This window comes from Pontibacillus sp. ABV4_188 (genome assembly GCF_056311905.1).
The window spans coordinates 899,302-916,698 of sequence record NZ_CM149975.1 but is presented as its reverse complement, the minus strand read 5'-3'; the positions used below and the strand labels follow the sequence as shown (position 1 = coordinate 916,698).

Below are 17,397 nucleotides of genomic sequence, written 5' to 3'. Positions count from 1 at the left end.
TCTGCTATACTATGACTAACTTATGAAAAGGATGAACGATATGCTTTCACTTTTAAGAAACAAATGGGTGTTCTTAGCTCTTAACATCCTACTTAGCTTTTTCCTTTGGCAATCCCTATCTCCTAAGCAAACCCTTTTTCATTACATTAATGTGTTGTTTTACTTTTCTTTTATTTACATCGTAATAGCAACGATCCTAATTGTGGTTCGTGGTCGTTTATTAGATGGTATCTTCAGAAGAAATAAAGAAGAAAGTCATTCTACAACCAACGCTTTATCACCATCTACGGTCTTTATTCGTTCCTTCCTATTTCAAGGAGCCATGTTAGGTTTTACGATGGCTATTTTCTTAGCTGTTTATTATGAACTTTTATAAAGAAGCTTGCATTTCGTGCGATTTTTAACTATAATTCTTACACAATGTATATGAAGCGATGAGAAAGAGAGTACAATTCCCCCTCTGCATACAGAGAGTCTGTAACGGTGAGAGCAGGCAGCACGTTGAATTGGAAGTGGACTTTCGAGCTGTGTTTCAGAACACTAGTACGAAACACCGTAGCCTTGGCGATAACAGGTTTAAGAGGTCTTAAAGATTATCTTTAAGATCATTAGGGTGGCACCACGGTTCATTCGTCCCTACGTGATTAGACGTAGACGAATGGACCTTTTTTTATTGTCAGAAAAAAATCAGATGAGGTGAACAATGATGAAAACAATCTTTTCAGGAATTCAGCCAAGCGGCACACTTACTATCGGAAACTATCTGGGTGCTTTAAAACACTTCCCAGAGCTTCAGGAGGAAAATAACGCATACTTTTGTATCGTTGATGCACATGCCATCACAGTACCTCAGGATCGCTTGAAATTACGTGAAAACATCCGATCCCTTGCTGCGATTTACATTGCAGTGGGGATTGATCCAGAGAAGTCTACTTTATTTATTCAATCCGAAGTACCAGCGCATACTCAGCTAGGCTGGATGTTACAGTGCGTTGCTTATATTGGCGAACTTGAGCGTATGACTCAGTTTAAAGACAAGTCTCAAAAGGCAAGCCGTGAAGGTGTGTCTGCAGGTCTTCTTACGTACCCACCTCTTATGGCTTCAGACATTTTGCTTTATGGAACAGATATCGTCCCTGTCGGAGAAGACCAAAAGCAACACCTTGAGCTAACGCGTAATTTAGCCCAGCGCTTTAACAATAAATACAATGATATCTTTACAGTTCCTGAAGTAAGCATTTCAGAAGTAGGCGCTCGTATTATGTCTCTTCAAGACCCAACGAAAAAGATGAGTAAATCCGATGAAAATACAAAAGGATTTATCTCTATGCTTGATACGGAGAAACAAATGGAAAAGAAAATTAAAAGTGCTGTTACAGACTCAGAAGGTATCGTTAAATACGATAAAGAAAACAAACCTGGCATCTCAAACCTTCTAACCATTTATTCAAGCTTCACTGGAGAAAGTATTGAAGCTCTAGAAGCTAAATATGATGGGAAAGGATACGGTGACTTCAAACAAGGCTGCGCAAATGCCGTAATCGAAGGGATGCGTCCAATCCAAGCACGTTACTATGAGTTAATTGAATCAGACGAATTAGATGAAATCTTAGACCATGGTGCTGACAAAGCGAATTACGAAGCATCTAAGATGATTCGTAAAGCGAAGAAAGCAATGGGATTAGGCAGAGTTAAAAAGAAGAAATAATAGGAGAGAGGGCTCACTTTGGTGGGCTCTCTTTTTTTGTAGAATGGGTGGGTGTGGCCTTCTGGCGGTGCCTACACTCTTTACGGCCGTCCGCTCAGTTAAATCCCCTCCACAAAAAAGTATCCGCTCCTACTATTGAGGACCGGATACTTTCATTAGACGCCTTTATTCACTTCTTGGTTCTGTTCTAGTTCCCATAACTTCTCAAAGAATGGTTGTCCTTTAACAAGCTTACGGCAAATGTCTTCATGGTTCTTCGACCAGCCTTCACTTAAGCCGTTATAAAGGAGTTGCCATGTTTGGTCGAAGCTAAGATTTTGCATGACACCGTATTGACCTGGGTCCCATTCTGTTAACCAGTAGCGAACTTCTGATAAGTTCTGAGTTGTTTGTAATTGATCAAGTGCCATCATTAACAATTGCTTTAGTTGACGTTCTTTCCGAGTAAGTCCAACCATTGTGACAGGGTGCGGGGAAAGAATGTGGTATTCTTTATCGTCATTACAAGCAAAGTTATACGATTCTGGCTTTTGCTGATCAATCATATCATAGACAAGACGTTCTTGGCGTGGGATGAGTCTACTTTTACGAACGGGTAGGTTGTATCCCATTGTATCAACAGCAAGTACTGATGAACCATCTGTAACTACGAAGGCATATTCTACGGAAATTCGTTCTTGGTTTTTGCGTAGGTACGCTCGTTTGTATACTGCGTCTAGCAAGTCTTTAGGTAGGTCTTGGAGGTCGTTTTCTACATAGTGGTAAAGTGCTTGATGTACATACAACAAAGGTACCTGGTCCAAGAGCTCGATTCCGTCTTCTTTACGCCATTCATGGAATGGACAAACGTTATACCCATTCTCTTCACCTTCAAACCAATTAACCCATACATCGTGTAGATATAGCATACGAAACCCTCACTTTATTAACGTTTTCTTCTGTAGAAATCAGTATGAACCAAGCACCACCGTTTTATTCGAAAAACCCCAACATTTAACAAGAATCTTGTGGGAATAGGTAAACGGCTATCGTGATGAAGAGAATACCAAAGGGTAAAAGATAACATTCAGGTCGTTCTTTAATGAAAAACAAATAATCCATCCAACTAAATCCTGCGGGCAAGAAATTCAAATATGCAATGATGGTCACACCACCAGAAACAGCAAATCCAAAGCCAACTAAAAACAGAAATAACGGTACCATCTCATCGCCTCCATAGCCCGTCCCCATCTTTTTCTACTATATATATGCAGTCACCTACCCCCTCATTCCAGCTTGTCCTGTCGAATATTGTGGCATAAAATACTCTCTTTACTTCACATTAAAGAAAGAGTACATTAATAAATAAGTGGTTTTTGGAGAGGAGGTACGAGGTTGGCAGAAACTCGTCGAATTATCAGAAGACGTAAAAAGAAAAAACGCAAAAGAAGAATTCTGTCTTCCATCGTTGTGATACTTTTCTTAAGTACGGTTGCCTACACTACTTCTCAGTACATTGCAGGGCAAGATCTTGGCAGTGAAGCTGGGGGTGGGTTCGATAAAGATGAAGCCGAAAAGACAAAAGAAGAATTCGAAAAACGTGATCAACCTGAAAACAGCGAAGAAAAACAAGCAGATGAAAAAGTAAATGTTCTCCTTGTTGGAAGTGATTCGAGAGGAGAAGGAGATACCGCTCGTACCGATACGATTATGGTCGCCCAATATGATACCGGGAAAGGAACAATGAAGCTTGCTTCCATTATGCGTGACCTATGGGTCGACATTCCTGGTATGGGATATAATCGCATCAACGCCTCTTATTCAGAGGGCGGTGTAGCCTTACTAACCGAAACAATTGAAAAGAATTTCGGATTACACATCGACGATTATGCTGTAGTCAATTTCGATGGTTTTAAAGAAATCGTAGATATTGTAGCGCCTGATGGTGTTGAAATTGATGTAGAGAAACGGTTGTATTATGAAGATAACGCCGGCACAGTTAGCATTGATATTCAGCCAGGTGTTCAGAAATTAAATGGTGAAGAATTACTAGGCTATGCTCGCTTCAGAAATGATGCCAAAGGTGACTTCAACCGAGTATTACGTCAACAAAAAGTGATTTCTGCACTGAAGGAAGAGCTTGTATCGATGACTAGCGTGACAAAGCTTCCTAAAACAGTAGGTGCCCTCACCCAATATGTCAATACGAGCATGTCCACAAACGAATTAGTTCTAAATTACGGACGTAAGTTCTTACTTGATACACCTCAAAACATTGAAACGATAAGAATTCCAACTGATTGGCATCCTATGACGACCCAAGCGGGTGCAGAAGTATTAGGCCATGATGAAGAACAAACGCGTGAGACTGTTCAAGAATTCTTCAATGGTGAACAAGAGTCCTCACAATCAGCTGAGAATACTAATACAGAAGAACCTTCTTAATAGTTTTAAGCATACAAAAAGCCTGTCCCTCTAATATAGAGAGACAGGCTTTCTTTTTGATTAATCTTGGTATTGTTTAAAGATTAATGTAGCGTTATGGCCACCAAAACCTAGAGAGTTACTTACTACCGTATTCACATCACTCTCACGTGATTGGTTTGGCACGATATCAAGATCACAATCTGGATCTTCATTCTCATAGTTGGTTGTTGGAGGCAAGATATTATTCAAAATACTCTTGATGGAAATAACCGCTTCAACAGCTCCAGCTGCTCCCAGAAGATGACCGGTCATGGATTTGGTAGAACTCATTGCTAGCTTATAAGCATGGTCCCCAAATACATTTTTGACCGCTTCAGTTTCAAACTTATCATTAAGAGCCGTACCTGTACCGTGAGCGTTGACATAATCAACAGCATCCGGAGTTAAACCCGCATCTTCTAACGCCTGATTCATTGCGCGAGTAGCGCCTTCTCCATTAGGAGCAGGTGCTGTGATATGGTGCGCATCTCCAGTAGATCCATAACCCACGATTTCTGCATAGATTTTGGCTCCACGTTTCTTCGCTGATTCTAATGTTTCCATCACCAGTATTCCAGAACCTTCCCCCATTACAAACCCAGAGCGTTCTTTATCAAACGGTCGACTTGCTTTGTTCGGGTCTTCAACCGGAGACAGTGCTTTCATGGAGGAGAATCCTGCAAATGACATTGGAGTTAGAGGTGCTTCTGCCCCACCTGCAATCATGTAATCAGCATCTCCGCGTTGAATCACTTTAAAGGCATCACCAATTGAGTTAGCACCAGACGCACAAGCTGTTACGGTACAAGAGTTAATTCCTTTCGCTCCAGTAGCAATGGAAACCTGGCCAGCTGCCATATCCGGAATTAACATAGGAACGAAGAATGGACTCACGCGGCGTGCCCCTTTGTCCATATACTTACGGAACTGTTCATCATATGTGGTCATGCCACCAATACCAGAACCGATCCATACACCTGTACGATGAGCGATCTCTTCGTTAATGTCTAAACCAGCATCTTTCACGGCCATTAGTGAAGCAGCTAACGCATATTGCGTGAATGGGTCCATCCGTTTTGCTTCTTTCTTGTCAAAGTAGTTACCAGGTTCGAAATCTTTCAGTTCTCCTGCAACATTTGCGTTAAATTCGCTAGCGTCTACCTTTGTAATCGGTGCAATACCCGAATTTCCTTCGACAATATTATTCCACATCGTTTCTACATCATTTCCTACAGGGGAGACGACTCCCATCCCTGTAATGACAACTCGTCTTGAATCCATAAACATGTCCTCCTTGAATTAAACTCCGTATCTTAGTGCAACAGCGCCCCATGTAAGGCCGCCACCAAATCCGACAAGTACAACTACATCGTTATCTTTTATTTTACCGTTTTTTACGTTCTCTGATAAGGCAATTGGAATAGAAGCTGAGGAAGTATTTCCGTAACGCTTCACTGAAGTCGCCATTTTTTCTTCAGGAATCTCTAATCGTTGGCGCGCTGCTTCCATAATGCGAATATTTGCCTGGTGAGGAACTAGGAAATCAACTTCCTCTTTCGTCAGCCCTGCTTTCTCAAGCACCTTCATAGAAGATTCAGGCATTTGACGGACCGCAAATTTAAATACTTCTCGTCCGTTCATTTGCAAGAATTCACCCTGGTTTTGGTAAAGGTAAGATGCGCCGGAACCGTCCGATCCAAGTTCAAATGAAAGAACACCTTTTCCTTCACTTACAGGCCCCATGACAGCTGCCCCTGCACCGTCGCCGAATAACACACATGTGTTACGGTCTTCCCAGTCGGTGATCTTAGATAGCTTCTCAACTCCAACAATAAGGATGTTTTTATAGGCACCTGTTTGAATGAACTGTGAAGCATTAATCATGCCATACATGAAGCCAGCACAAGCTGCTGCCAAGTCCATAGAAGCTGCATTTGTAGCTCCTAAACGAGCTTGCAGACGGTTTCCTACAGAAGGGAACAACGTTTCTCCTGTTACTGTAGCGATTAGAATTAAATCAAGGTCCTCCGCACTCACGTTAGCATCTTCTAATGCGTTCACTGCGGCTTCATACGCAAGATCCGTTGTGTCCATATCATCTGAGGCAATACGACGCTCTTCAATACCAGTTCGAGTACGAATCCATTCGTCGTTCGTATCAACGATCTTCTCCATATCAAAGTTGGTTAGTACGCGCTCAGGGACGTAGTGTCCAATCCCTAGAATACCTGCACTCTTCATATATTCATCCCCTTAAAGGTAGTAATAATATCTATTCTTATGACTTGGTACTAATAATAAGACATCTCACCTTTACATGCAAGCACAACCCCTCGTCACATTTAGACAGAAGCCCTCCCAAAACAACCCTCCATTCCATATGGTAAGAATAGGAGGTGATTAACCTATGACGAAGAAAACTTCGCACGAACAAGGAAACTTTGAGGCATTCATGTTTGGAAGGCAGCCCCGCCCAAAGCAAGAAGAAGAAACAACTGAAGAGAAACAAGCAGACACATCATTTGACCTCATCGACACAACCGAAACTCTTATGCAAACTTATCGACAGCTTTCACCATATATCAAGGAACTATCCGCTTTATTCAAAAAAACAAAATAAAGAACAAAAAAAGCTATCTACATGAGAGGGCTATGCTCGAGCCCCCTATGAGTGATAGCTTTTTTAAGATTCATCCGGATTGCTGATTTCATTTGGCAAAAGACCCGTTTCCTTATACTCTTCTACTGCAGATGTAATATGGTCCTTGATGTTCTCAGGAACTTCATCACCAAATTCACCAAGTGTAATCACGTTATCTTGAAAATCAAAGTTAAGAATACCGTCTGGTAAATTCCCTTTGTTATATTTTTCAGCCGCTAATACGTATAACTTGTCCACATGTTGAACTGTACTTGTAAGAACAGTGGAAGATCCAATATTTGATTGGTCTGATACGTAGCCAATCGCATTTACATTATTCGATTTGGCCTCTTCAATAATAGGGACACTAAATCCATCACCAGCCGGGTAGAATACATCGACTCCCATCCTCTGCATACGTTCATAATAATAGAGAGCTCTGTCTGTATCATTCCAACTATTCACATATTGAATGTTTACCTCTGCATCTGGATTCACATAATTTACACCTTCATAAAAGCCTTCTATTTCAGGCTGCCATTCAAACGCAGCTATGATGCCGACTTGGTTAGATTCGGTCATCTTAGCAGACAGCATCCCCCCAAAGAACCCCATCGCATGCGCATTGAAGTTTAAACTCGTTATATTCTTTCCTTTTACACTTCCATTAAAATAAACAAAACGTATATCCGGGTACTCCTGTCGTAGCTCTTGAAAATATTGTCCGTAACGACTCCCATGTCCAAATATTAAGTTAACACCTTTTTCTGCAAACTCTTCAATAGCTTGCTGGGTTTCTAATTGAGACTGGACACTTTCTTTAAAATAAACGTCTACATTCAGTTCTTCCTTGATCTCCAGAAGTCCTTCATACCCCTTCTGCCCCCAGGCTTGGTCGTGAACTGTGTTTTCAACTAGCATCCCTACTTTTTGGACCTTTCCTTGCCCAAATGTTTGGGTACAACCAGTTAGCGCAAGGACAAGGATACCCATAAAGGCCAACCACCGTAACTTCACATCGAGCACCTCATTTATGTCTGCTTACCATTCCATTTATATTTAGTGATATTGTACCTTTAATCCTTTAATACGTAAACGACATGGGCTCAATGTTCATGAAAACTCTATAATTTATAATAAGTTGAAAAATTATTCTCATGGTCCATAACTGTCTTCCATCCCTTATTTACATCCATGCTCTCATTTACGTACCACGTATCTTGGTGGTGCCCCGTTTGGTCATATGAAGGTTTAATTTCAATCCACTCTTTCTTAACGTTATGATCAATGATCTCCTGAACTCCTTTCACAAAATCATTAATATAGAGCGCTTGTTCAGTGGTTGGTTTAACTAGTCTAGACATCCATGGACCGTACACTTCAGAGGCATAAATAACGGAGCCTTGAACGGGTTTGTCATCTCCGATCTTTATTGTCCACTCCCCCTTTATAGGGATCTTAGCCTCTTCTTTACTTAACCGGTCTTCTATATTAATAAGGATCAATTCCTCCCCTTCTACTTCCTCTTTTACTTGGTCGATGGAGTCAACAAAATGAAAGGAAGAATTCCTCCCCACATATAGAGATAACCAATCCTTTTGTTCGTTCCAATCATTGTCGATCCCTATTACAGTATGACCAGCGTTTAACCACTTCTCTGTTAAATGAAAACCAATCCATTCAAAACACCCCGAAATAATATAAATCATCTTCATCTCCCTCCTCTACTACAGTTTATGAAGAGGTAAAGGGTTCATGTGATTTTAAACTATTTCGTTTTAAAAAGTCAGTGATGGCAGGCTCTTTAAAATATTTGAAACTGCAGCCTTTCAGTGTAAATGGGTCATTGTTTAAGCGTTTTCTTTATATTCTATATTAGGCCCCCAATAGAGGGGAGCCTTACAATTAATAAGAATCTGTAAGGCTTTTTTCGTGGTTGTTCATGAATTGAATGATACTCTTATTAATCCTAGGAAAAATCGGCTGGATGACTAGCTTTAATTCTAAATGGCGGTTTTGTGCCTGTTGTTTTTCCTCTAAGCGCCTTGAATGTTCATGTACGCTATAATGCGGGTTAGCCATATCATGAAAAACAAGAATTGGTGCTTGAACATTAGGGAGTTCATTCGTAATGATTTGATCTACTTCATTCTCCTTACACATGTATGCACTGGAAATCTCTTTTTTTAATCGTTTAAAATATAGCTGGTTTGTGCGTTCTTGAGCATATAAGGCTTTCAAATCTACGCACGGTGTAACGAGAACAAGTGAACGTATGGGTACTTCATATTTCTCTTGCCACCTTAGCGCAGCGAGGGCGCCCATTCCTTCTGCTACGACATGAACATTTGGGTTTAATATCTCTTGGCGAATGACATGATGGTAAACCCGATTTAATAAATTAACAGCCTGCTCACTTCCCCAGTGATTCCCGTAAATTCTACTTGTATATAAGGTGTATCCTTTGTCTAATAACGCTTGCATCAAGGTTGCTCTCCCTTTATGCTCCCCCCAAAAAGAACGATCTTCCTCCACGTAATGTCCCGCATCCCCTAAATACAGTATTAGATAGCCATTAGGCTGCTCTGGTATGTGCAGTAAACAATGTTCTCGATCTAGTTGGAAAGAACGCGTAATTGCATTTTGCATGTGTTCTCATCCTTTGTTTCAGGGTCATATCCACTATAATGTATGTAAGAACATTTAATTTGTATAGTTAGATGCCTTCATTTTACAAGTTCTTTCAGGAAGATTGCGTTTTATATTTATTTTATTGGAAACGTTTGATAAACTAAGATCAGAATGTCAAAGTTGAGGTGAAGAACATGCGTTTAATTTGGTCTATTTTCTGGGCGTTCCTACTGAGTTGCATGACTGTATATGTTGTAAACAGTATGGACGGACTAGCTTTTAACATGACTCAAGCCGTTGTCCTTACGATCGTATTCACCGTAGCTGTTGTTTTATTAGGCGAAGGTGCATTAGCCGAAGATAAGGAATAAAAAAAATCCTCCTTCCACGTTAAGGAAGGGGGATTTTCACGTTTATTTTACGGTTTACGTTTCGGAGCCCATACGCGGTCTTGGTTCGAATTGGACGGAAACTTATCGCCAGCATTCAAACGAATTTGTTTAGGTTCTTTCACCATGCTGCCTGTTTCCCCAATTTCTACATAGATTCCATTATTCGGTGCTTTGTCACCGTGTTTAAATTGATGTCTTTGTCCCATGTGCTTAACTCCTTTACACGAGTGATAAGGATAGTTTGGCACAGACAAATGGTTTTATACATCTAATACCACGGCAATGCACTGATCGCAACAAGTGCTGCAAGAGGAAGAATAAGGCGACGAAATCTCGGAGGTGGCGTGTAACCATATCCATATGGCGCACCAGTTCCATAACCACCTGCATATGGAGGACCATACCCATACTGTCGCTGAGTAGTCGCTGATAATTGTTGTGGAGAACCATCTTCTAAGGTGTCACTGTCAGACAATGGGACAGCTAAATAAACGTAATCTCCATCAACACCTGTGACAATTCCATCAATATTCTGACCATCCACCAGCTCTGCTAAGACATATTGATTCATATGTTGATTGCACAGTGAATACATATGGTGATAATTCGTGGATGGATTTTTTTTATTTCGCTTCTTCACCCGGGCCACCTCCTCTTTACTAGTAGGATATTCACCCACATAAAAAGTGTGAAGAGCGAGAATAGATTTATGTATTTCCTTTAGGGAGGATTATGAACATGCTTGATCAATTATGGACGCTTATTCAATACTTATTTTTAGGGATCTTCCAAGGGTTCACAGAACCGATTCCGATTTCATCAAGTGGCCATCTGATTATGGTCAAAGATTTATTTAACATCATAGGACAAGGCTTAACGTTTGAGGTGCTTGTTAACTTCGGCTCTCTTCTTGCTGTCTTTATTGTTTACAGAAACGATTTAGCTCGGTTAATTGTAAGCGGATTTGGCTTTTTGTTCCAAAAGAAACGAGATGACGCAACCACACAGGATTTCCGATTTATCATTTATCTAATTATCGGAACCATTCCTGCTGGTGTCATTGGCGTCTTATACGGAGATGCAATTGAAGGTACATTTGGAGAAAGTGCCAGCATGGTTGGAATTACACTAATCGTAACGGGTATAGCTCTTTGGATCATCCGTAACTTGCGCGGTAGTCGCGGTGACGGGGATATGACCATTAAAGATGCGCTCATTATTGGACTAGCTCAGTCTGTTGCTTTAATGCCAGGCATTAGCCGCTCTGGAGCAACGGTTGTCGCTGCTATGTTACTTGGTTTAAAGCAAACGACAGCGCTTCGCTTTTCCTTTTTACTTTATATTCCGGTTAGTCTAGGGACTGTGATTCTAAAAGGAGGAGAGATTATGGATACAGCATCTGAGCTTTATATTCCATATGCTCTCGCTTTCCTAGGTTCTATTGTAGCCTCTTATTTTGCGCTGAAATGGTTTATTAACGTTATGAAGAACAATAATCTCAAATACTTTGCGTTCTATTGTTTCATTGTAGGAGCACTAGCGATTTTATTCTTATAAGAGAGTGGAAAGCAGTCTCGTTTTAAAGGAGTACAACTGAAGTTATGCTCCTTCTACGGGATTGCTTTTTTCTATGATAATTTACAAAAAGAGTTGACGCTTACGGACTTTAAAGATATACTGAAAATAATTCTCATTGATAATGATTATCATTTTCCGTTACCCCCCCTAACGGAATCCAATGACCCCGAGAAAAAGAGACCGTCTCAAGTATGAGACGGTCTCTTTTTCATTATATTTCAACCAATATTTATATCTCGTCCGCAATGGTTCGTATAATATGAGCAGCCATTTCATTTTGAGAAGGGTGAGCGGCAAATAATGTTTGTAAATTGCTTACTGACTGCTTCAGCCTGATGGGAATGGCAAGCATAGAAATGATATCCTTAGCTCCTTCTCCCACTGCAGAAGCTCCAAACAAAATTCCTTGCTCGTTGTAGACAACTTTGACCCAACCTTCGCTTCCTCCATCAATCATGCGGATATAACTTCTGCTTTTCATGGAAAAAGTCCGAACCTTTAATGTAGAGCTTTCCGGCTTACTTAATCCAATTCGCGCTATTTCTGGCCATTGATGAAAAGACAACGGCAAGTCTTCCATTAATAGAGGTGTGACTTGCTTTTCATGAATATGTAAAACAGCCTGCCTTGCTTTAGCTTGGGCATAGACCGCCGCTACACTAAGAGCTGCATCACCGACAACATATATATGACTTTGGTTGGTTTGGCCTGTGGAATCATTTATTGACTGCTCATCCACCTCTGCATTGGCTAATGTCAACAGATCTAGATTAGAGAGGAATGATGGGACAATATAAGCGCATTGTGCTGTAACATGGGAGCCATCTTCTCTTGAAATGTGCATTTGACCTCTTTCTTCCTTTACCCCTGTGGCAGCCGGTCCCCGATAAATACGGACGCCCCTCTTGTCATAATGGCTCAATAAAGAATCTGAGAGATCCTCTTCAAAAATCCTCGCGCTTGGTCCATCTTCTGGCACAATCCAATTTACCTTTACTTGAGCCAAGCTGAATACATTTACCGCTTCAAATCCAATAGGCCCATCACCTATGACAGCGATTGATTCAGGCCATCTCTTCAATTGATGTATGGAATGAAAGGACATCATTTTGTCCCCGTATGGATGAAGAGGGTGCGGAAAAGCTGGGCGTGATCCAACAGCTATAATGAAATAATCTCCTTCAATGGTTTCACTCGTTTCGGCGTTCTCTATATTAATCTTATACGGTGACAGGAACGTCACCTTACCTAGCTTCGTTCGCACACCTGAATTCTGTAAGAGATCAATTTGTTCTGACATCCACCTGGTATGTACAGACTGTGCATAAGCATTTAACTCTTGAGGAGTAGTTTCTTTGTTCTTGCCTAATAGTGATTGCCACACCGCCGTATCGTTCATTTTCCACGCACCAGCTGGCTGGTCTGATACAAGATAAACTTCCTCAAAACGAGAGCTTGCGGTAAGAGCAGCTTCGATCCCAGCTGGCCCTCCACCTATGATGATAACTCGTCCTTCCTTCATGAAACTTCCTCCTTTATTATTTTACCGTTCATGATACGTAACATGCTCTCACCTTACAACCCGATTGAAACTAAGGTAATGTGTTTGAAATATAAGATTTCAGGGCAAATTACAATTAAAAGGAGGGATAACACATGCTCTGGACAATCTTAGTAATCTTGCTAATACTTTGGTTATTCGGTTTCTTATTCGAAATTGCTGGCGGTATTATTCATATTCTGTTAGTTGTCGCTCTTGTTGTACTGATTTATCGATTAATTAAAGGGCGAAAACCTTAACCTTTCACTATATACACAACGAGGGTGAACTCCATTATGGGTTCACCCTTTTCGTTTGAAAATGTAACTATCCGTTTCGATTCGAGAGCCAAGCACAGTCTGTAAATAGCCGCATGGAGATATCCCTCCCATTTACCCACAAAAAAGTCTCCCTCTATATCTAGAGGAAGACTTAATTACGCTTACGATTGTGGTGGGATAAATGCGACTGTGTCGCCGTCGCTAAGTTGCGTATCCATGTCTTTATATTCATCATTTACCGTTACCTGTGCGTGATCCAGGTCAAGCACGTTGTAGTTTTCTTTTAACGTGGATTTTACATGAGACACCGTTTGCCCGCCTGCTTCAATCTCTACACTTTCACGACCAGCTGCTTCTTGGAATTGAGCGAATAGTAATACTTTTACCATAATGAGTCCTCCTTAAAAGGGAGATTGATTCTCCACTTATATTTATTGAATGGCTTTAATTGTGTATATCCCATCACCTTTAAGTGAAAGGTTAACTTACAATTCTATGTACCACTTTGTTCCAACACGTAAACCATCAAAAGCGCATGCGCCCGTTTAGCAACGTATAGACTGGACTGAACCTAAGTAGAGATCAAGGAATCACAATGAGCCACAGGCGAATTGATGATGACTGATTGACCGGAGGTGAGGGAAGTCTACTAGTTGCTGGGCGCTGGAGCTGGATGGATCAAAAGCTAGAAGCGCCCGTTTAGCAACGTATAGACTGGACTGAACTATAAAAAAAGAACCCTCTGCTGTTGCAAAAGGTTCTTTCTCATTAAATCAATCTGGAATGCCTAGCGCAATTTTCGCGTAGCGGGACATTTTATCTTTCGTCCACGGTGGACTCCATACAATATTAACATTTACGTCTTTAAGTTCTGGAAGATCTGCTAATACGCGTTTAACGTCAGCTTCAATTGTTCCAGCAAGCGGGCACCCCATAGCTGTTAGTGTCATCGTAACTTGTCCAACGCCTTCATCGTCAATATCAACGCCATATATCAAGCCAAGGTTGACAATATCAATGCCAAGCTCGGGGTCAATTACATTTTCAAGTGCACCCATCATGTTATCGTGCAAAGTCTGATCCATGAATACTCGTTCCCCTTTCATCTAATCTATTCTTATTATAACGAAAAACGAACCATTTTGAAACCAGGACCGTTTACAGATGCATGTCGAACCAATTAACGGTTTCTGTAATGGCATATATAGAAACTTTATGATCGCGGCCTATTTCCCTGCGAAAACGAATGTTTTCTGGATTCTTATAATGAGCAATTGCGTCGTTATAGAAACTATAGGAATGGTCAAATGGAACAACACGATCTTCTTCCCCGTGCCAGAAGAATAAAGGACGACCATATAACTTATCGACTTGTTTGCTTAAGTCAATAGAAGCGAGATCCCTTATTAGCTTCTGTTGATCTTCCTCAGAGAATGGTAGGTCTATATTCATTTCTTTTAACGTTGCTACTTGCTCTTCTGCAAATCGTACAGGCTGCGGAGAACCCATTAATACTGCAGCAACCTTAATCCAATCGTACTGTGTAAGAGCAGCACTTGTTGTGATACCTCCCATACTCGTACCAGCTAAACCAAAGCGTCCATCGAGAAGTAACCCTTCTTGATCAAGGCTTTCTTTAATAAGAGGAAGTTCTTTAAGGTTTTCTGCCACCACTTCCCATAAACGATACGTAATTTGTTGATTGCTCAAGCCTTCCTCTCGCTCTCCGTGTAGCATACAATCCGGAAGTACAACGCGAAAGCCTTTTTCAGCTAAGAAGTAAGCGAAGGATAGGTTTTGTTCTTTCCGACTCGTAATGCCATGAATATACGTTACGACAGGCAATGGCTTGTTTTCTTTCTCAGAGTCCACGACAACTAATGCAGGTATGTGTTCAAATTTCTTTCTGTATATGCCAATCACGATGTTTTTCCCTTCCTTTGTGCATAAAATATGTATAGCATTTCTTTCCGTATTTTACTAATTTATATGGTTTATCGTAACACTTTCCTTTTTGATTGAAAAGAAAAACGGACCCTATAGTTCTTTACAGATGATAGAAACAAGATATACACTTAAATTTAAGATGAGGTGGTGAAAGCAATGGAAAAACATTTAATCGCTCTAGACTTAGACGGAACACTGCTAAGCGATCAGAAGACAATTAGTGAACGAAACAAACAAGCGATCCAAAAAGCTCGAGATGCAGGTCATATCGTGTGTATCGCAACCGGACGTCCACACAGGGCCAGTATTGATTATTATCACGAGATGGATCTAGACACACCAATGGTGAACTTTAACGGCGCCTTAATTCACCATCCCTTAAACCATAATTGGGACTCGATTCATTCGCCAATGTCCATTCGAACGGCTCGGGAAATTATACATACGTGTCATGAGGTTGGTGTTCGAAATATTCTTGCTGAAGTACGTGATGAAGTGTACTTGGATCAATATGATCAGGAAATCTTGGATATCTTCCACACTACAGATACACCTATCACAATCGGAAGCATTAAGAATCATTTAAAAGAGGATCCTACCTCTATACTGATCCATCCAAGTGTTGAACAGGTCAAACATATTCGGGATCATCTCGACGAAAAGCATGCTACGATGATTGAGCATCGCAAATGGGGAGCGCCTTGGCATGTTATTGAAATTGTACGTGCAGGACTAAATAAAGCTGTAGGTCTTAATAAGATTGCTCACTATTATCACGTTCCTAAAGAGCGGATCATTGCCTTTGGCGATGAGGATAATGATTTAGAAATGCTTGAATATGCCGGAGTTGGAGTAGCCATGGATAATGCCTTAAGCGAACTTAAGGACGTTTCTAATGAAGTCACAAGTTCAAATGAGCAAGATGGTGTTGCCGTCTTTTTAGAAAACTATTTGAATTTAAAATAGGACTTTCTCCAAATTTTTCAATACATGTACTCAAGGCATTTGCTCATACTAAGCTTGAACACAGCAACACGTTGTGTTCGAGCTTTTTTAATCCGCGAGGTGATGAGTGTGAGCAAGAAAAGTAAATCGAAACGATTTGTTCAGCAAGGAAGAGATTCTGTTAAAAAGCACGATGAGCGTTTTCCATATCGACAAACATTTGCCGATATAGAACGCGAGAGTGAAGAAGACGATCATAACTCTGTGGGAGGTCTTTAATGATGCAGAATAACTTATTCCAGCAAGCAAAAAGTGCCGTAAACAACATCACTAACCGCAATGGTGAAGCGAAGGAGAAAAACATCCAAACAGCGAAGAACTGTATCAACTCAGCTCGCGCTAACGCTTCCCAAGAAGAACAAGCTCAACTTCAGCAGCTCGAATCAGAAATCGAGCGTCACCAAGGATTAAAATAACACAGCTCAAGAAGAGCCTGCCCTCCAAACAGAAGGCAGGCTCTTTAACGCGGAGAAGCAATACAGCGTGCCAGACACCCTGCAGTATACTAAAGCATAGAAGCGTGTCTGGCACGCTTCACTTCAATGAAGCATTAAAAGGAGCCGCCTGGGTTTTAGGGGCTCCTTTTTAGGTGGAGTATTTGGTGGTCTCATTTGTGGGTGGTGTCATCTGAAGGAGCTTAAAGACATACACGTAGCCAATTACAGTCACTCCTGTTAATATCCAACTCATCACTTGCCTTAATACAAGTGCTTGATCAAATGCTTCCACACCATATTGCGTTACTAGCCAAGCCTTCCATCCAGCGAAAACGAGCTCACGAAAGACAAAGACAAACGTAATGAGCTGAAACACAACGAACACTTTCTTCTGCATGAATTTCGCTTTCAACCCTTTTCGATCTTGCCCTTGCATTTCCATGACGTCTAGCATCAAGTAAAGCGCAATTGGCTTTCGAATCAACATACTCCCTAAGAAGATTCCGCCCCCTAGTAAAGCAAAATATACCCGGTTCCATAGGAGCTGTATAGCCGAACCTGCCAATACGTCGAATAAGGTTCCAACTACCAAGTTAGCCAGCATGAAAATCCCGAAGAACTGTACCTTCTTCACTGCTTTAAATCGAATAAAGGTGTAAACAATCCCTGGAACAGATGATAAAAGCATCGCGTAGTAATCTCCAATGTGATCCCGAATAAAGTTCCACACAACAAGAGGGAATACGATATAACAAATCAGATCCCATACCACTATATTTTTTTGATTCATCT

24 protein-coding genes and 1 other annotated feature are annotated in these 17,397 nt (G+C 41.0%); of the genes, 10 read left to right on the top strand and 14 right to left on the bottom strand.

Features of this window, described 5'->3' with window-relative positions:
* Window positions 1–40: 40 nt before the first annotated feature.
* The gene (locus ACYX4O_RS04665; protein ID WP_476354998.1) at window positions 41–376 is read left to right on the top strand and encodes a hypothetical protein; all 336 of its coding nucleotides are present in this window, start codon (window positions 41–43) and stop codon (window positions 374–376) included.
* Between the two features lie 49 nt (window positions 377–425).
* Window positions 426–641 (top strand) — a binding site (T-box leader).
* Window positions 642–706: 65 nt separating this feature from the next.
* Window positions 707–1,708, top strand: coding sequence for a tryptophan--tRNA ligase (gene trpS, locus ACYX4O_RS04660; protein ID WP_476357012.1), 1,002 nt, complete (start codon window positions 707–709; stop codon window positions 1,706–1,708).
* Between the two features lie 155 nt (window positions 1,709–1,863).
* On the opposite strand, the gene ACYX4O_RS04655 is transcribed toward trpS, so the two are convergent.
* Both ACYX4O_RS04655 and ACYX4O_RS04650 read right to left on the bottom strand, forming a co-directional pair.
* Window positions 1,864–2,616, bottom strand: coding sequence for a DUF3603 family protein (locus ACYX4O_RS04655; protein ID WP_476354996.1), 753 nt, complete (start codon window positions 2,614–2,616; stop codon window positions 1,864–1,866).
* A gap of 85 nt (window positions 2,617–2,701) precedes the next feature.
* Window positions 2,702–2,938, bottom strand: coding sequence for a YuzI family membrane protein (locus ACYX4O_RS04650; RefSeq protein WP_476354994.1), 237 nt, complete (start codon window positions 2,936–2,938; stop codon window positions 2,702–2,704).
* 144 nt (window positions 2,939–3,082) lie between these two features.
* Here ACYX4O_RS04650 and ACYX4O_RS04645 point away from each other — a divergent pair, with 144 nt between their 5' ends.
* A complete protein-coding gene (locus tag ACYX4O_RS04645; RefSeq protein WP_476354992.1) occupies window positions 3,083–4,132 on the top strand; it encodes an LCP family protein in 1,050 nt (349 codons plus the stop codon).
* 60 nt (window positions 4,133–4,192) lie between these two features.
* On the opposite strand, the gene fabF is transcribed toward ACYX4O_RS04645, so the two are convergent.
* Window positions 4,193–5,434 carry a beta-ketoacyl-ACP synthase II gene (gene fabF / locus ACYX4O_RS04640; RefSeq protein WP_476354990.1) on the bottom strand — a complete coding sequence of 414 codons (1,242 nt, stop codon included), beginning with the start codon at window positions 5,432–5,434 and terminating at the stop codon, window positions 4,193–4,195.
* An 18-nt stretch (window positions 5,435–5,452) separates the two neighbouring features.
* Window positions 5,453–6,394 (bottom strand): beta-ketoacyl-ACP synthase III, encoded by a 942-nt coding sequence (locus ACYX4O_RS04635; protein WP_476354988.1) that lies wholly within the window; start codon window positions 6,392–6,394, stop codon window positions 5,453–5,455.
* Window positions 6,395–6,560: 166 nt separating this feature from the next.
* Between ACYX4O_RS04635 and ACYX4O_RS04630 the strand changes: the two genes are divergently transcribed.
* Window positions 6,561–6,773, top strand: coding sequence for a hypothetical protein (locus ACYX4O_RS04630; protein ID WP_476354987.1), 213 nt, complete (start codon window positions 6,561–6,563; stop codon window positions 6,771–6,773).
* A gap of 63 nt (window positions 6,774–6,836) precedes the next feature.
* Here ACYX4O_RS04630 and ACYX4O_RS04625 read toward each other — a convergent pair whose 3' ends face one another.
* From ACYX4O_RS04625 to ACYX4O_RS04615, 3 genes are all read right to left on the bottom strand, one after another.
* The gene (locus ACYX4O_RS04625; protein WP_476354985.1) at window positions 6,837–7,811 is read right to left on the bottom strand and encodes a BMP family ABC transporter substrate-binding protein; all 975 of its coding nucleotides are present in this window, start codon (window positions 7,809–7,811) and stop codon (window positions 6,837–6,839) included.
* Window positions 7,812–7,918: 107 nt separating this feature from the next.
* Window positions 7,919–8,503 carry a hypothetical protein gene (locus ACYX4O_RS04620; RefSeq protein ID WP_476354983.1) on the bottom strand — a complete coding sequence of 195 codons (585 nt, stop codon included), beginning with the start codon at window positions 8,501–8,503 and terminating at the stop codon, window positions 7,919–7,921.
* Window positions 8,504–8,699: 196 nt separating this feature from the next.
* Window positions 8,700–9,443 (bottom strand): alpha/beta hydrolase, encoded by a 744-nt coding sequence (locus tag ACYX4O_RS04615; protein ID WP_476354981.1) that lies wholly within the window; start codon window positions 9,441–9,443, stop codon window positions 8,700–8,702.
* 176 nt (window positions 9,444–9,619) lie between these two features.
* On the opposite strand from ACYX4O_RS04615, the gene ACYX4O_RS04610 reads away from it, so the two are divergent.
* Window positions 9,620–9,796 carry a YjzD family protein gene (locus ACYX4O_RS04610; protein WP_207529368.1) on the top strand — a complete coding sequence of 59 codons (177 nt, stop codon included), beginning with the start codon at window positions 9,620–9,622 and terminating at the stop codon, window positions 9,794–9,796.
* A 47-nt stretch (window positions 9,797–9,843) separates the two neighbouring features.
* Here ACYX4O_RS04610 and ACYX4O_RS04605 read toward each other — a convergent pair whose 3' ends face one another.
* Together ACYX4O_RS04605 and ACYX4O_RS04600 are read right to left on the bottom strand one after the other, a co-directional pair.
* Entirely contained in the window at window positions 9,844–10,023 is a 180-nt protein-coding gene (locus ACYX4O_RS04605; protein WP_476354979.1) for a YjzC family protein, read from the bottom strand.
* A 62-nt stretch (window positions 10,024–10,085) separates the two neighbouring features.
* Window positions 10,086–10,457 (bottom strand): hypothetical protein, encoded by a 372-nt coding sequence (locus tag ACYX4O_RS04600; protein WP_476354977.1) that lies wholly within the window; start codon window positions 10,455–10,457, stop codon window positions 10,086–10,088.
* A gap of 92 nt (window positions 10,458–10,549) precedes the next feature.
* Here ACYX4O_RS04600 and ACYX4O_RS04595 point away from each other — a divergent pair, with 92 nt between their 5' ends.
* Complete coding sequence (locus tag ACYX4O_RS04595; RefSeq protein WP_476354975.1) at window positions 10,550–11,374, top strand: undecaprenyl-diphosphate phosphatase; 825 nt, start codon at window positions 10,550–10,552, stop codon at window positions 11,372–11,374.
* Between the two features lie 250 nt (window positions 11,375–11,624).
* Here ACYX4O_RS04595 and ACYX4O_RS04590 read toward each other — a convergent pair whose 3' ends face one another.
* On the bottom strand, window positions 11,625–12,917 hold the full coding sequence (locus ACYX4O_RS04590) for an FAD-dependent oxidoreductase (RefSeq protein WP_476354973.1): 1,293 nt from the start codon (window positions 12,915–12,917) through the stop codon (window positions 11,625–11,627).
* Between the two features lie 134 nt (window positions 12,918–13,051).
* Here ACYX4O_RS04590 and ACYX4O_RS04585 point away from each other — a divergent pair, with 134 nt between their 5' ends.
* On the top strand, window positions 13,052–13,195 hold the full coding sequence (locus ACYX4O_RS04585) for a lmo0937 family membrane protein (RefSeq protein WP_156969177.1): 144 nt from the start codon (window positions 13,052–13,054) through the stop codon (window positions 13,193–13,195).
* Between the two features lie 182 nt (window positions 13,196–13,377).
* On the opposite strand, the gene ACYX4O_RS04580 is transcribed toward ACYX4O_RS04585, so the two are convergent.
* From ACYX4O_RS04580 to ACYX4O_RS04570, 3 genes are all read right to left on the bottom strand, one after another.
* Window positions 13,378–13,605 carry a MoaD/ThiS family protein gene (locus tag ACYX4O_RS04580; RefSeq protein ID WP_036784948.1) on the bottom strand — a complete coding sequence of 76 codons (228 nt, stop codon included), beginning with the start codon at window positions 13,603–13,605 and terminating at the stop codon, window positions 13,378–13,380.
* Window positions 13,606–13,989: 384 nt separating this feature from the next.
* Window positions 13,990–14,301: a metal-sulfur cluster assembly factor gene (locus ACYX4O_RS04575; protein ID WP_036784950.1), complete on the bottom strand. Its 312-nt coding sequence runs from the start codon at window positions 14,299–14,301 to the stop codon at window positions 13,990–13,992.
* Between the two features lie 73 nt (window positions 14,302–14,374).
* The gene (locus ACYX4O_RS04570) at window positions 14,375–15,139 is read right to left on the bottom strand and encodes a prolyl oligopeptidase family serine peptidase (protein ID WP_476354970.1); all 765 of its coding nucleotides are present in this window, start codon (window positions 15,137–15,139) and stop codon (window positions 14,375–14,377) included.
* A gap of 180 nt (window positions 15,140–15,319) precedes the next feature.
* On the opposite strand from ACYX4O_RS04570, the gene ACYX4O_RS04565 reads away from it, so the two are divergent.
* The 3 genes from ACYX4O_RS04565 (at window position 15,320) to ACYX4O_RS04555 (ending at window position 16,584) form a co-directional block, all read left to right on the top strand.
* Window positions 15,320–16,129 carry a Cof-type HAD-IIB family hydrolase gene (locus tag ACYX4O_RS04565; RefSeq protein WP_476354968.1) on the top strand — a complete coding sequence of 270 codons (810 nt, stop codon included), beginning with the start codon at window positions 15,320–15,322 and terminating at the stop codon, window positions 16,127–16,129.
* Between the two features lie 108 nt (window positions 16,130–16,237).
* Complete coding sequence (locus ACYX4O_RS04560) at window positions 16,238–16,387, top strand: hypothetical protein (protein ID WP_476354966.1); 150 nt, start codon at window positions 16,238–16,240, stop codon at window positions 16,385–16,387.
* Window positions 16,387–16,584 (top strand): DUF3813 domain-containing protein, encoded by a 198-nt coding sequence (locus tag ACYX4O_RS04555; RefSeq protein ID WP_052115069.1) that lies wholly within the window; start codon window positions 16,387–16,389, stop codon window positions 16,582–16,584. Before ACYX4O_RS04560 ends, ACYX4O_RS04555 begins: the two co-directional genes overlap by 1 nt.
* 169 nt (window positions 16,585–16,753) lie before the next feature.
* On the opposite strand, the gene ACYX4O_RS04550 is transcribed toward ACYX4O_RS04555, so the two are convergent.
* Complete coding sequence (locus tag ACYX4O_RS04550; RefSeq protein ID WP_476354964.1) at window positions 16,754–17,395, bottom strand: VC0807 family protein; 642 nt, start codon at window positions 17,393–17,395, stop codon at window positions 16,754–16,756.
* Window positions 17,396–17,397 lie beyond the last annotated feature (2 nt).